General features: G+C 69.9%; 11 protein-coding genes and 13 tRNA genes. 5 read left to right on the top strand and 19 right to left on the bottom strand.

Features of this window, described 5'->3' with window-relative positions; genetic code table 11:
* Window positions 1-394 precede the first annotated feature (394 nt).
* The 13 genes from DFJ69_RS34700 to DFJ69_RS31535 form a co-directional block, all read right to left on the bottom strand.
* Window positions 395-469 (bottom strand) — tRNA-Cys (locus tag DFJ69_RS34700).
* 40 nt (window positions 470-509) lie between these two features.
* Window positions 510-582: transfer RNA gene (locus tag DFJ69_RS31585), tRNA-Arg, on the bottom strand.
* Window positions 583-626: 44 nt separating this feature from the next.
* A tRNA-Val gene (locus DFJ69_RS31580) sits at window positions 627-700 on the bottom strand.
* 18 nt (window positions 701-718) lie between these two features.
* Window positions 719-791 (bottom strand) — tRNA-Arg (locus DFJ69_RS31575).
* Between the two features lie 32 nt (window positions 792-823).
* A tRNA-Asp gene (locus DFJ69_RS31570) sits at window positions 824-896 on the bottom strand.
* 17 nt (window positions 897-913) lie between these two features.
* Window positions 914-989 (bottom strand) — tRNA-Asn (locus tag DFJ69_RS31565).
* Between the two features lie 15 nt (window positions 990-1004).
* Window positions 1005-1083, bottom strand: a tRNA-Met gene (locus DFJ69_RS31560).
* A gap of 5 nt (window positions 1084-1088) precedes the next feature.
* Window positions 1089-1160, bottom strand: a tRNA-Glu gene (locus tag DFJ69_RS31555).
* An 11-nt stretch (window positions 1161-1171) separates the two neighbouring features.
* A tRNA-Glu gene (locus DFJ69_RS31550) sits at window positions 1172-1247 on the bottom strand.
* A gap of 56 nt (window positions 1248-1303) precedes the next feature.
* Window positions 1304-1394: transfer RNA gene (locus DFJ69_RS34695), tRNA-Ser, on the bottom strand.
* A gap of 172 nt (window positions 1395-1566) precedes the next feature.
* Window positions 1567-1639: transfer RNA gene (locus DFJ69_RS31545), tRNA-Lys, on the bottom strand.
* Between the two features lie 82 nt (window positions 1640-1721).
* Window positions 1722-1794 (bottom strand) — tRNA-Phe (locus tag DFJ69_RS31540).
* A gap of 1 nt (window position 1795) precedes the next feature.
* Window positions 1796-1867, bottom strand: a tRNA-Ala gene (locus DFJ69_RS31535).
* A gap of 401 nt (window positions 1868-2268) precedes the next feature.
* Between DFJ69_RS31535 and DFJ69_RS31530 the strand changes: the two genes are divergently transcribed.
* Window positions 2269-3180 (top strand): maleylpyruvate isomerase family mycothiol-dependent enzyme, encoded by a 912-nt coding sequence (locus tag DFJ69_RS31530; RefSeq protein WP_211328883.1) that lies wholly within the window; start codon window positions 2269-2271, stop codon window positions 3178-3180.
* A gap of 66 nt (window positions 3181-3246) precedes the next feature.
* On the opposite strand, the gene DFJ69_RS31525 is transcribed toward DFJ69_RS31530, so the two are convergent.
* Both DFJ69_RS31525 and DFJ69_RS31520 read right to left on the bottom strand, forming a co-directional pair.
* Window positions 3247-3654 carry a hypothetical protein gene (locus DFJ69_RS31525; RefSeq protein WP_116025942.1) on the bottom strand — a complete coding sequence of 136 codons (408 nt, stop codon included), beginning with the start codon at window positions 3652-3654 and terminating at the stop codon, window positions 3247-3249.
* A 315-nt stretch (window positions 3655-3969) separates the two neighbouring features.
* Window positions 3970-4719, bottom strand: coding sequence for a helix-turn-helix domain-containing protein (locus DFJ69_RS31520; protein ID WP_116025941.1), 750 nt, complete (start codon window positions 4717-4719; stop codon window positions 3970-3972).
* 223 nt (window positions 4720-4942) lie between these two features.
* Between DFJ69_RS31520 and DFJ69_RS31515 the strand changes: the two genes are divergently transcribed.
* From DFJ69_RS31515 to DFJ69_RS31505, 3 genes are read left to right on the top strand one after another with little or no spacing between them, the layout of a single operon-like run.
* On the top strand, window positions 4943-5605 hold the full coding sequence (locus DFJ69_RS31515; protein WP_116025940.1) for a DUF4097 family beta strand repeat-containing protein: 663 nt from the start codon (window positions 4943-4945) through the stop codon (window positions 5603-5605).
* A gap of 26 nt (window positions 5606-5631) precedes the next feature.
* Window positions 5632-6594 (top strand): ATP-binding cassette domain-containing protein, encoded by a 963-nt coding sequence (locus DFJ69_RS31510; protein ID WP_116025939.1) that lies wholly within the window; start codon window positions 5632-5634, stop codon window positions 6592-6594.
* Window positions 6591-7364, top strand: a complete 774-nt coding sequence (locus DFJ69_RS31505) for an ABC transporter permease (protein WP_116025938.1) — start codon at window positions 6591-6593, stop codon at window positions 7362-7364. The genes DFJ69_RS31510 and DFJ69_RS31505 overlap by 4 nt, the downstream gene beginning before the upstream one ends.
* A gap of 468 nt (window positions 7365-7832) precedes the next feature.
* Here DFJ69_RS31505 and DFJ69_RS31495 read toward each other — a convergent pair whose 3' ends face one another.
* Window positions 7833-9074, bottom strand: coding sequence for a trypsin-like serine peptidase (locus DFJ69_RS31495; protein WP_116025936.1), 1242 nt, complete (start codon window positions 9072-9074; stop codon window positions 7833-7835).
* A 134-nt stretch (window positions 9075-9208) separates the two neighbouring features.
* On the opposite strand from DFJ69_RS31495, the gene DFJ69_RS31490 reads away from it, so the two are divergent.
* On the top strand, window positions 9209-9760 hold the full coding sequence (locus DFJ69_RS31490; protein WP_116025935.1) for a TetR/AcrR family transcriptional regulator: 552 nt from the start codon (window positions 9209-9211) through the stop codon (window positions 9758-9760).
* 241 nt (window positions 9761-10001) lie between these two features.
* On the opposite strand, the gene DFJ69_RS31485 is transcribed toward DFJ69_RS31490, so the two are convergent.
* From DFJ69_RS31485 to DFJ69_RS31475, 3 genes are read right to left on the bottom strand one after another with little or no spacing between them, the layout of a single operon-like run.
* On the bottom strand, window positions 10002-11018 hold the full coding sequence (locus DFJ69_RS31485; protein ID WP_116025934.1) for a methyltransferase: 1017 nt from the start codon (window positions 11016-11018) through the stop codon (window positions 10002-10004).
* Window positions 11019-11043: 25 nt separating this feature from the next.
* Window positions 11044-11676 (bottom strand): phenazine biosynthesis FMN-dependent oxidase PhzG, encoded by a 633-nt coding sequence (gene phzG / locus DFJ69_RS31480; protein WP_116025933.1) that lies wholly within the window; start codon window positions 11674-11676, stop codon window positions 11044-11046.
* On the bottom strand, window positions 11669-12505 hold the full coding sequence (locus DFJ69_RS31475; protein ID WP_116025932.1) for a PhzF family phenazine biosynthesis protein: 837 nt from the start codon (window positions 12503-12505) through the stop codon (window positions 11669-11671). The genes phzG and DFJ69_RS31475 overlap by 8 nt, the downstream gene beginning before the upstream one ends.
* Window positions 12506-12510 lie beyond the last annotated feature (5 nt).

Below are 12510 nucleotides of genomic sequence, written 5' to 3'. Positions count from 1 at the left end.
CGCGACCGGGCCGGCGGGATCCGCCTCATGGCGGAGCAATCGACATGGCCCCCGATGCTGGAAGTTGACGCTGCGTCTAGGTCGAACCGGCGGCGCGCCTCGTCGAGGGCAGGCACCGTCTGCATGGGGCTGGCCTTCGGATGAACGAGCGGCGAAAGCTCGGCCCCTCGCCGCGCAACGCCCTGAACGGCCAAGGCGCTAATTCCCCTGGCCGAACGGGACCGGTGTCGTCACCCTCGGCGGCAGCCACCGGCAACCACGCCTCCGGCCCGTCCCCCGTCGTCCACACCCGCGCCCGCCTACTCGCGCCCAATGCTCAGCGCACGATCTCGTACTGAAGGTGTGGGATGCGTCCACAGTGGGGAGCGACACCGGAGACGGTGCTCGAGGCGGTTGGAGGCGCGGCCGGGAGTCGAACCCGAAATCGGTCGGCTTTGCACGCCGCCGCCCGCCCGGCGAGACCCGCGCCGTGTTCCGTGTTCCGTTCGGCGGTCGGTGATTCGGTGCGGCACCCTCGGCAGGAGTCGAACCTGCACCCGCCGGCTTCGAAGGCCGGTGTCCTTTCCGTTGGACCACGAGGGCATGTTGGGATATTGCGGGTGCCGCCGTTCTCTACGGCGGCACGGTTGACCGGACAGGACTCGAACCTGCGACCCGCTACGTGTGAAATAGCCGCTCTGACCCTCTGAGCTACCGGTCATCGATGGATGTCATCGCGTACCCTCGGCCGGATTCGAACCGACGACCTCCCGCTTCGCAGACGGGTGCTCTGTCCTCTGAGCCACAAGGGTCTGGAGGCCCTCTCGGGCCCTGATCGTTCGCGCGCCCGCGACGGGATTCGAACCCGCATCCTCCGCCCTGACAAGGCGGTGCTCTGTCCGTTGAGCTACACGAGCCGGCACCTCTCGCGAGGTGGCTCCGGTGGCAGGGTTCGAACCTGCGCCGTACGGGGCAACAGCCCGCTGCCCTGCCGGTCGGGCGACACCGGATCGGTGGTGCGCACGTGGTGGCGCAGGCCGGATTCGAACCGGCGATCTCGGGTTTATGAGACCCGCGGGGACGACCGAACTCCCCTACCGCGCTCCGAGCAGCCCCGGCGGGACTCGAACCCGCTCCGCGAGGGTGAAAACCTCACAACCTAACCCATAATCGACGGGGCCTTGCTTTTCAGTAGCCCGTGTCGGATTCGAACCGACGTCCTTCCGGATGAGAACCGGATGTCCTTGACCTGACTAGACCAACGGGCCGTGACCATCGCGCACGCCGGAGCCCCGTCCCATCGGACGTGAACGGCGCGCGAAAGCGGAGGGAGCGAGGATCGAACTCGCACGGGACTCGACGTCCCCAACGGTTTTCGAGACCGCGGCCGTCGCCAACCGTCGGCTGGTCCCTCCGTGAGCGGAAAGCCAGGGATTCGAACCCTGCCGCGACGTCACCGCCGCGTACGCCGCTTCCAACGGCGCTCCTCGACCGACCGGACGCTTTCCATCGTTGCGTCGGCCCCTGGAGCCGACCTCACGGTCGCTGCCGTGAGCCGTTCGCCGTCCCGGTGGGGACCGCGAACAGTACCGCCCCGGGGACTCGAACCCCGCCACGCCGGATTAAGAGTCCGGTGCCCGTCCTGCCGGGCGCGAGCGGCATGAGAACGACCGGCGGGTACCGCCCCCGCTATTCCGCGTTGGAAGCGCGGTGTGTATCTGTCAACACCTCGGTCGCCTGCGTGGCTCCCCGGGGGATCGAACCCCGTCACTCGCGATTTTCAACCGCGCGCTCTACCGATTGAGCCAAAGAGCCGTGGACCGGCCGGGATTCGAACCCGGAACTTCTGCTTGCAAGGCAGACGTGATTCCCTTGTCACCACCAGCCCGGTGATGCCTGTGGCGAGCGCCGGAAGGGGCGCGCCCACAGGCTCCGCCCGAGAGCCATCAAGGCCCTCGAACGTGGTGTGCTCTCCACTGTGGATTTATCAATGCGAACCATACGGCTCGAATCAGGCCCGCCACCCATGGGTGGGGGAACGCATGGCGGAAGAATTGAATGTCGCTCATCGACTCGGTCGACTCGCCCCGGAATGAGAAAGACCGCCCGGGGCACTCCCCTGGGCGGCCTCTGTCAGAACCTGTCGGCCCTACCCAGAGGCACCCTCGGAAGCGACGGAGCCGCGACGTGAACGACGCTCGGCGACGTGCCGCCGCCCGGATTCCTCGATAAAGTTGATCACGTCCGTCACTCCCTTCCGGTGTTCGTGTTCGTCTTCGTACGCTCTCTATGGAAGAGCATCGCGCGACCGGGGTCAACCCTTTTACGACCTGCCGTGTCGGCCCCTCGGCGGAGGGGAACGGTGACCTCATGGACCACGTGGCGCAGTTCCATCGCGAGGTGTCGGCTTTCGAGACCGCGGTACGACGCGCGGCCGAGGCGGATTCGGCGGCGCTGGTCCCGTCCTGTCCCGGGTGGTCCGTCTCCGACCTGGTCGGGCATCTCGGCGGTGTGCACAGGTTCGTGGCGCACCTCGTTCGGGAGCGGATCGTGGAGCAGCCGGACGCGTTGGCGAATCTGGTCGACGACTCCCCCGCCGCCGGGACGGACCTGACGTTCCTGGGCCTTCCCGAGAACCTCGAAGGCTGGCCACGCCCGGAGCACGCCCCGAATCGCGGGCCGGTGCCGGTGGGCCTGGTCGACTGGTTCGGCGAGGGGGCTCGCGCGCTGGAGTCGCTGTTTCGCGGCCGCGACCCCGACGAGCGGGTGTGGACGTGGTCGTCGGACCACACCGTCGGCTTCTGGGTCCGGATGCAGACCATCGAGGCCGCGCTGCACCGTTGGGACGCCGAGAACGCGCTCGGGGCGGGCCGGCCGATCGATGCCGCACTCGCGCGGGACGCCATCGGCCAGAACTTCGAGGTCATGGCCCCGTACCGACGCGCCCGGCAGCACGCGCCGCCCGGAACCGGCGAGCGGTACCGCTTCACGGAGAGCGACGGAACGCACGTGTGGACGGTGACCTTCGCCGGCGACGACGTCCGGCTCGACGGCGGCACCGGCCCCTGCGACGTCGAATTGGCGGGCACGGCGGCGGATCTGCTGCTGTTCCTATGGCAGCGAATCCCCGCCGACCGACTTCGGGTACGCGGCGATCGGGGGGTCTTGGATCGCTACTTCACGCTCGTTCCCGCCGTTTGATACGGCGGTCATCGAGGGTTGGAGAAGGGGCCGTCGCCCGGCATCCGTCAGCCGGAAAGGGCCCGGCTAGGCGCGAACGCGATCGGGTGTCGGCGACCAGGAGTTGATCTGCCGCAGCGCGGTCTTGACCGCGACCACCGTGTCCACCGGATTGGACACCTCCCCGATCGGTATGCCTCCCGCCCACGTGAACCACAGCCGGTTCTGATCGTCCGGTCGGTGCCACACCCACACCTCGACCGGTCGGCCTCCGTCGCGGACGGACAGGTGGAGGCCCTCTCTCCGGACCGCGTACTGCTGGCTTCGCAGCAGCTCACCGAGCTCCTGCAGCGCCTCCCCACGGGTCCGGTGATCGGCGTCGACGCGGGGGGCGCGAGCGCCCGCCGATCCGGTCGGCGGTGTGGTGGAACGGACGCCGTCGGCCGTCCGTGAGGGCTCGTGGACGACGCGCTCCGCCGAGGTCTGCTCGGGCATTCGCCTCTCCGATCAAGGAATGCGACCAGTCTCCCCTGGACGATGAGAATGTTTCCATAATCGCCGGAGCCCCGCAATCCATAATTCCGTCATTGTTGCGGATGTGGCACCAGACGTGCGTCGGTCGCGTGCCAGTTTCAGATCAGCACTTATGCCGACACACCATGACATTACCGTGCGCAGGTAGATAATTGATCAAGGCGGGGTCCCGCAAGGGAAAATTCCGGCCGCCGGGATGCTCTCGGCGGCGCATCTCCGCCGACACCCGCCACGTCGTCCGTGAAGTCCTGAGCCCCCGAGGGCTGCGGTGGGCCGTCACGCGGAGGGGTCGTTCGCCTCGCCGTTCCGAGTCTCCTTGGGGCGGGTGTAGAGGATCTCGCGGGCCTGCTCGGCGGCGCGGCTGAACTGCTCGGCGACGAAGTCGAGGTAGCGGGCGATGCTCTCGAGACGGACCGCGGCCGGGGAGTCGGGGCCGAGCACGCCGATGCCCTGCCGGAGGACCTCGACGAGCTGAACGAGGGACCGGGCGCTGGCGATCGTCGACTGGTGCCAGAGGTCGTCGTCGACGACGTAGTGCTCGCGGCGGCGTTCGTCGCGTTCCCGGCGAACGAGGTCCTGGTCGGCCAGGAAGGCGATCGCCTTGGAGATGGACGCGGGGCTGACCTGGAGCCGCTGGACGAGTTCGGCGGCGGTGAGGCTGCCGGCGTCGTCGGTGTAGAGACAGGCCAGCACCCGCGACATCATCTTGGACAGGCCCGAGGCCATGAGGACGTCGGTGAGCATCTCCTCGTACTCGCGGACGGCCTCGGCGTCGCGTCCGTGCGGCTGCGGGACCGACTCCGCCTCTCGGGGCGAGGCGGGTCGGCGCCTGCGGGTGCGGCGTTCCGTGGCGCGGTGGGCCAGGTCGGCGCGGTAGCCGGTGGGGCCGCCGTTGCGCATCACCTCGCGCGTGACCGTCGACGTCGGCCGGTCGAGACCCCGGGCTATCTCCGCGTAGGCGAGCCCGTCGGCCAGCCCCAAGGCGATCTGCCGGCGTTCCTGCTGGGTGAGCCTGCCCCCTGGCATCGCGTCCTCCTCCGTGCGTCCCTGATGCCTCGAGCATAGCGTTCACCGGTCTCCATTGCAACGAACTGGCAGGGCGCGTTGCGTTAAGCGGGAAGGTGGTTGCAACGATTTCATGCGATCTACCTGCGGTGATGTGATGTAGACGCAATGAGATGGTTGAAGAATTCGTGAAGGCAACGTAGCTTTTCCAGTGTTCGAAACAACGAGCCGCAGGGAGAGCACGATGCAGAAGTTCGACACCCCCGCCCCGATCTCCGCCGTCCTGGACGTCCCCGCGGGGCGTGTGCAGGTCATCGCCGCCGACCGGGTCGACACCGCGGTCGAGGTCCTGCCCGCCGACCCCGCCAAGGGCCGCGATGTGAAGGCCGCGGAACAGACGAGGGTCGAGTACGTCGACGGTGTCCTGCGGATCGAGGTCCCGGTCAAGAATCGGCACCTCGGCCCCTCCGGAGCCATCGAGGTGACGGTCAAGCTGCCCGCCGGTTCCCGCGTCGAGGCGAAGGCGGCCGCCGCCGAACTGCGGGTCGTCGGCCGCCTCGGCGACCTCGCCTTCGACGGCGCCTACCACCAGATCAAGATCGACGAGGCCGCGAGCGTCCGCCTCACCGCGACCGACGGCGACGTCGAGGTCGGCCGGCTGGGCGGCCCGGCGGAGATCAGCACCCTCAGGGGCGACATCCGGATCGCCGAGGCGAGGCGCGGCACGGTCGTGCTGAAGACCCTGTCCGGCGACATCTCGGTCGTCGCCGCCGGCGGCGTCTCGGCCTCCCTGGACGCCGGCACCTCCCTGGGCCGCATCAGCAACTCTCTCAAGAACGACGGCGCCGCCGAACTCGACATCCGCGCCACCACCACCCAGGGCGACATCACCGCCCGCAGCCTCTGACCCGCAGCCTCTCAAGGAGCAGCATCATGACCGACCTGGCCATCGCGGCGAACGGGCTGCGCAAGTCCTACCCCGACAAGAACGGCGACAAGGTCGTCCTCGACGGCATCGACCTGACCGTCCCCGAAGGAACGGTCTTCTCCCTGCTCGGCCCGAACGGCGCCGGCAAGACCACCACCGTCCAGATCCTGTCCACCCTCATCCGCGCCGACGGCGGCGACGTTCAGGTCGCCGGCCACGACCTGGCCCGCCGGCCCGACGACGTGCGCGCCGCGATCGGCGTCACCGGCCAGTACTCGGCGGTCGACAAGCTCCTGACCGGCGAGGAGAACCTGCTCCTCATGGCCGACCTCAAGCACCTGTCCCGCGCCGACGGCAGGCGCAGGGCCGCCGAACTGCTGGAACGGTTCGACCTGGTCGACGCGGCCCGCAAGCCCGCCGCCACCTACTCCGGCGGCATGCAGCGCCGCCTGGACCTGGCGATGACCCTGGTCGGCGACCCTCGCCTGATCTTCCTGGACGAGCCCACCACCGGCCTGGACCCGCGCAGCCGACGCGGCATGTGGCAGATCGTCCGCGAACTCGTCGCGAGCGGCGTCACCATCTTCCTCACCACCCAGTACCTGGAGGAGGCCGACGAACTCGCCGACCGCATCGCCCTCCTGGACCACGGAAGACTCATCGCCGAGGGCACCGCCGAAGAACTCAAGCGCCTCATCCCCGGCGGCCACGTCCTGCTGAAGTTCGCCGACCCCACCCGCCTCGACACAGCCCACCGGAGCCTCGGCGTCGGCACCCCCGACCCGGACGCGCTCACCCTGCAGGTGCCCAGTGACGGCAGCGTCCGGGTGATCCGGCAGGTCCTCGCCGTCCTGGACGACCACTCGATCGAGGTCGACGAGATGAGCGTCCACACCCCCGACCTCGACGACGTCTTCCTCACCCTCACCGGCCGGCAGGCCGACCAGCACAAGGAGCCCCTCCGATGAGCACCCTCGCCCTCGCCGCCCGCGACTCCTCCACCATGATCCGGCGCCAGCTCAAGCGCCTGCTCCGCTACCCCTCCATGACCATCCAGCTCGTCGCCACCCCCGTCATCCTCCTGTTGGTGTTCGTCTACGTCTTCGGCGGCACCCTCGGCGCCGGCCTGGGCGGCGGACGCGACACCTACATCGACTACGTCGTCCCCGGCATCCTGCTCATGGCGGTGGCCACCGCCGCCACCGGAACGGCCGTCATGGTCGCCACCGACATGACCGAGGGCATCATCGCCCGCTTCCGCACCATGCGGATCTGGCGTCCCGCGGTCCTGACCGGTCACGTCGTCGGCGCCGTCATCCAACAGCTCCTCGGCATGGCCGTCCTGATCGGCGTCGCCCTGGCCATGGGCTTCGGCCCCAACGCCACCGCCATCGAGTGGCTGGCCGCCGCGGCCCTGCTCACTCTCTTCGTCGTGGCCATCACCTGGCTCTCGGTCGCCCTCGGCATGAAGGCCCAGACCCCCGAATCGGCCAGCAACGCCCCGATGCCCCTCATCCTCCTGCCCTTTCTCGGCAGCGGCTTCGTCCCCACCGACTCCATGCCCACCGCCCTGCGCTGGTTCGCCGAATACCAGCCCTTCACCCCGATCATGGAAACCCTCCGCGGCCTTCTCCTGGGCACCCCCATCGGCAACAGCGCCGCCACCGCCACCGCCTGGTGCGCCGCCATCGCCGCCCTCTCCTACCTCTGGGCCAAGAACACCTTCAACAAGGCCTGACCATGAACCGGCCGAACAGGGCCGCCAGCCCCCCAACGGGCCTGGCGGCCCGTTCGCATTTCGTGCGCCCGCCCCTGCCTCGTCGTGCCGATCGGGACAAGGGTGTTGCGGTGGGTGTAGGTGCCGGCGCTGGAGGTTCCGCCGTGGTTGCCGGTGTACATCTTGTCGGGGTCGGCTTCCGTCGGGGTGAGGTCGCGGCGGCCGGGGTAGCCGATGGTCGCGACGCAACCGCCGTAGGCCTGTACGTCCACCCGGGAGCCGTAGGTGGATCCCCACCAGGTGGTCGGTTTGGAGATCGCCGTCCGCGGTGCGGGGCGGTTGGAGCCGAGGCAGTCGGTCCCGTTGACACTCGGCGTGTTCACAGGCGAGTTCGGCCTGGGCGATCTCCGCCGAGGGGCGCCTCGCCGGCCCCGGGCGGTGCGCCCGGCGGCTCGCCGGATGATCGGAGAGCCGCCGGGCGTCGCGGGGCTAGGCGCGGGGGGTCGCGGCGGAGGCGATCTGGTAGACCGCTTCCTCTTGGGCGGCGAAGTGGGTGCCGGCCATGAAGGGGCGCGCGGGGTTCCACGCCTGGTCGAGGGCGAAGCCGCCGGTGCTGCTCGACACGAAATGGGACGTGACTCCGACGAGGGTGCCGGTGCCGGTGGCCGGGTCGAAGGAGTGGAACCACGGTCCGCCGCTGGAACCCTGGGCGTGGGCCGAACGCAGGATGTCGTCGAAGTTCTCGCCGGTGTCGGCGGTGGTGGGGCCACGCGAGGTGATCAGCGTTCGTCCGTCGTAGGTGCGCACCTGACCGGCGGGCACGCCGTTGGCCCCCGCCTGGCCGAACAGCGGCTGGTTGTCGCCGCCGTACTCGGGGGCGTACCACTGCGCGTTCCCGCCGGGCGTGCGGTTGGAGGTGGGGTAACCGAACACGGTCGTGAACTGCGCGCGCGGGCGGTCGAACGCGATGGCCTGCCCACCGGTGACGTCCTGGATCGGCGTGGGAGAGTCGGGGTGGTCGACCAGGAACGCGGCCATGTCGTTGCCGGTGAAGTTGTTCTTGTTGTACGACCAGGTGTTGGTGAGCCAGATCCGGGTGACGGGCCAGACGCCGTAGGGGGCGATGTCGGGACCGGGCAGCGGAGTGTTCTTGACGTACTCGCTGAGCTGGGCGTCGGTCACGTGGGCGGGGATGCGGGCCACGTTCGCCCCGTTGAAGCCGGGGATGAAGACCGCGTTCTCCGTGGTGTGGTTGGGCCCGCCCCAGACGCTGGCGAGCTGCTGCCGGAAGCAGTGCCCTGCGGTCACGACAACGCTGCGGTTGGCGCTCTGCACCACCGAGGCGCTGCACGTCGCGAGTCCGTCGAACGCGCCGGACCCGGCGTTCTTCTTCCTGATCAGCAGCTTGCCGGTGGTCTTGGTGACCTCGCCCTGACCCGTCCAGGGGGCGGCGAGATCGTTCCATCCGTCGGCGGGCGGCACGGAGTCCGAACCTCGCACGGCGGTCCCGTTGTCGTCGTCGTTGAGGCCCGCCACCGCGATGCGGCCGGTGGTCCAGTGGTTGATCACGGCGCGCAGGCCGTCCTGATATCCCGCACCGGCCGGAACCGTCCGGGCCATTTCGAAGGGGGTGGTGGCCGCGTGCGCGGCCGGGGCGATACCGCTGACAGCCGTCGCGGCCAGCAGTAGCGTCGCGGTGGAGGTGCCGATCCGCGCGAATGTCGATGCCATGGCAGAGGCTCCTGTCTTGACCGACCAGTCGGTCACTTATTGGCCGGTCATAGACTGATCGGGCACTGATCCACCGGTCAAGAGTGTGTGGTACGCATCACAGTGATGCGCGGTTACCGGGAAGGACGTGGCTCATGGCGCGGCCCGCAGGCCCAGGACGTGAAGCGCTGCTGCGGGCGGGGCTTCACGTCGCCCAGGAGCGCGGGTTGACGGGGATGTCGGTGAACGCCGTCGTCGAGGCGGCCGGCATGTCGAAGGGGAACTTCTACCAGCACTTCACCGACCGCAGGGACTTCCTGCGATCGATCCACCGGCTCTATCACGACGAAATGGAGGAGCGGCTCATCGCCGTGGTGGGGCATCTTCCCCCGGGGCGGGAACGGCTGATCCAGGGCATCATCGCCCACCTCGACCTGTGCCTGGAGACCCGCGCCACCCGTGCCCTCCTGGTGCAGGCCCGCACCGACGCCGACCTGTTCGACGAGATGCGCTCCCGCAACGACCACATCGCCACCCTGGTCGTCGACGACCTCGCCGCCGTCGGCTGGGACCCTCCGGAGCCGGTCGCCCGCATGATGGTCACCATGGTCGGCGACGTCAGCCTCGAGGAGCTCTTCGACGATCGCCGCCGCGACGATCTGCGCGACGCACTCCTCCGACTCCTCCTCCGCGAGGCGACGCATTAGTTCGCTATGCGAGTAACCACCTATCGGCTGCGTACCGGGTGCGGCCGTCGTGGTCGCTGCGGTACCGCTTGATCGGCTCCAGGGCCTGGAGCACCGGCCGATGCGCCGCGTTCGACACCGCCGCAGGCGTCGGGAGCCGCGCCCGAGGATGACGGGGCCCGGCCCGTTGACCCGTCCGTGACGATCCCCGGCCGCCCGCCCGCAGGAGACACCGAGGGCTCCTGCGGGCGGGCGGGCGGTCTCACTCCCGGGCCGCCGCGACCAGCGCCTTGGTCTCCATCGGCAGGTCGGCCATCCGCTCCAGGACCAGGCGCGACCGGGCGAACAAGGCGTGGTAGTCGTCCAGCGTGCGCTGACGGCCGCCGTTGGTCATCAGCAGGTGCAGGTCCCAGAGAGCGGCCAGCGCGTTCGGAGCGTCGTCGGTGAGAACGCGGTCCAGGATGAGCACCCGGCCGTTCGGCGGCATCGCGGTGCGGACCTTGCTCAGCACGCGGACGCATCCCTCGTCGTCCTGGCCGCCGAGCACCCGGGACAGCACGTACAGGTCGCCTCCGGCGGGCAGCGGCGGGCCGTACATGTCCTGACCGACCAGGTCGACCCGGTCCAGGCCGACCGTGCGGGCCAGGTGCTCGCGGGCGAGCGGGATGGTGTAGTCGAGGTCGACCAGCGCCCCTCGGGCCTCCGGGGCCGCGGCCAGCAGCGTGGCCAGCAGATGGCCCCTGCCGCCGCCGATGTCGACGAGCAACCGGCATCCGGACAGGTCGACGACCTCGGGCACCTTGGCGAGGGCGAAGTGCCCCACCTGCATGGTCCGCTGGAATCGGTCGGCGAACTCCTCGTGGTCGGCGAGGTAGGCGACCAGCGACGTGCCGTACGCCTTCTCGAATCCCGGGGTGTCGCTGATCAGCGCGTCGGCGGCGTTGCCCCACGCCTGGTAGAACTCCTCGCCGTAGAGCAGGCACATCTCGCGCAGGGAGCCGGGGCGGTCGCGCAGCAGATCGCTCACCGACGTGGTGCGGTAGCCGCCGAGGCCGTCGGAGGCGAACACGTCGAGTTGCACCAGGAGCCGCATCAGGCGGTGGACGAGGTCCTCCTTGATGCCGGTGGCCTCGGCGAGGTCCGCGTCGGTGGTCAGGCCGGCTTCGATCAGGTCGGGCAGCCGCAGCCGGGCGGCGGAGTAGGTCGCCTGGGTGCGCCAGGCTCCCGTGATGAGGTCCAGCGCGGTGCGCGAGGCGCGGTCGTCGATGCGGTCGGTCATGTCGATCTCCCCTCTCGTCAGGTGGTCACGGCTGCAGGCGGGTGGTGCGCCAGTGGTCGCCGGCGCGTTCGTAGCGCAGCCGTTCATGGAGTCGGTCGGTGCCGTCGGCCCAGAACTCCAGGCTGTGCGGCACGAGCTCGATGCCGACGTACGAGGCGGGGCGGGGTTGCGCCCCGGCCTCGGCGAGTCGTTCGGCGCGGGCCCTCAAGGCGTCCACGTCGTCGAGGGGTTCGCTCTGGCGCGAGGCCACCGTCATGGCGTGGGTGAACTCCGGCCGCGCGGTCCAGAGCGTGTCCGCTTCGGCGGAGGTGAGCCACAGCGTGGTCCCCGTGACGCTGATCTGACGGCTCATCTCGCGCCAGTACAGCAGGCCCGACGCCCACGGGTTGGCGCGCAGTTGCCGACCCTTCAGGCTGTCGTGGTGGGTGGTGAACACCAGGCCCGTGTCGGTGACCCGATTCAGGACGACGATCCGGGACGAGGGGCGGCCGGCGGTGTCGGCGGTCGCGAGCGCCAGGGCGCGAGGCTCGCGGACGCCCCTGCTCTCCGCCTCGTCCAGCCAGCGGCGCAGCAGCCCGAGCGGGTCGGCCGGGGGCGTGACGTACTCGGGGAACGGCAGACCGCTCATCCCCGTCAAGGTCTCCGAGCGTTCAGACATGGATCCTCCCCTCGGCCACGAGGACGCCACTGCCGCCGACCTCGACGGACGCGACGCCGCCTTCGCCTTCCCGGGCGGTGGCGAGCATCAGCGACGGCCGCCCCATCTCCACGCCCTGCACGATCTCGACACGCCGTCCGTACGGCGTCTGCCCGTGCCGCGCCACGTGGACCGCGATCGGGCCGGCCGCCGAACCGGTGGCGGCGTCCTCCACCACGCCGTACGCGGGCGAGAACATGCGGCTGCGCCATCGCGTACCGGAGCCGGCGATGCAATTGACCGCCATGTCCTCGAAGGAGGCCAGCGCCCGGTGGTCGGGCGTCAGCGCCGACAATGACGCCACATCGTCGAGACAGACCAGCACGTGGCGGGGTCCGTTGCGGTAGATCTCCACCGGCAGCACGGACTTCTCCGCGCCGAGGGCGTCGAGAAGCTCCCCCTCCCGGTCGAACGGCTCCCACGTGGGGACGGGCTGCAGCATGCGCACGGAGACCACCCGGCCGCCCTCGCGGGCGAGTTCTAAGGGGATGACGCCCATGGCGGTCTCCAGCCGCAGCCGGTCACCCGAGAAGCGCGCAGCGAGCGCGACCGCCGTGCCGAGCAGCGGGTGACCCGCGAACGGCAGCTCGTTCACCGGGGTGAAGACGCGGACGCGGGCGTCGCCGCCCCGCTCCGGGGGGAGCACGAAGGTGACCTCGGAGAGGTTCATCTCGCGGGCGATGCGCTGCATCCGCCCGGCGGGGATGTCGGCGCTGTCGAAGAAGACGGCCACGGGGTTGCCCTCCAACGGCTCCCGCGCGAAGGCGTCCACGACGGCGTAGAAATGCATGGGTC

Source organism: Thermomonospora umbrina (assembly GCF_003386555.1).
Lineage (GTDB): Bacteria > Actinomycetota > Actinomycetes > Streptosporangiales > Streptosporangiaceae > Thermomonospora > Thermomonospora umbrina.
The sequence above is the reverse complement of the archived record's forward strand: the minus strand, read 5'-3'. Positions and strand labels throughout refer to the sequence as shown.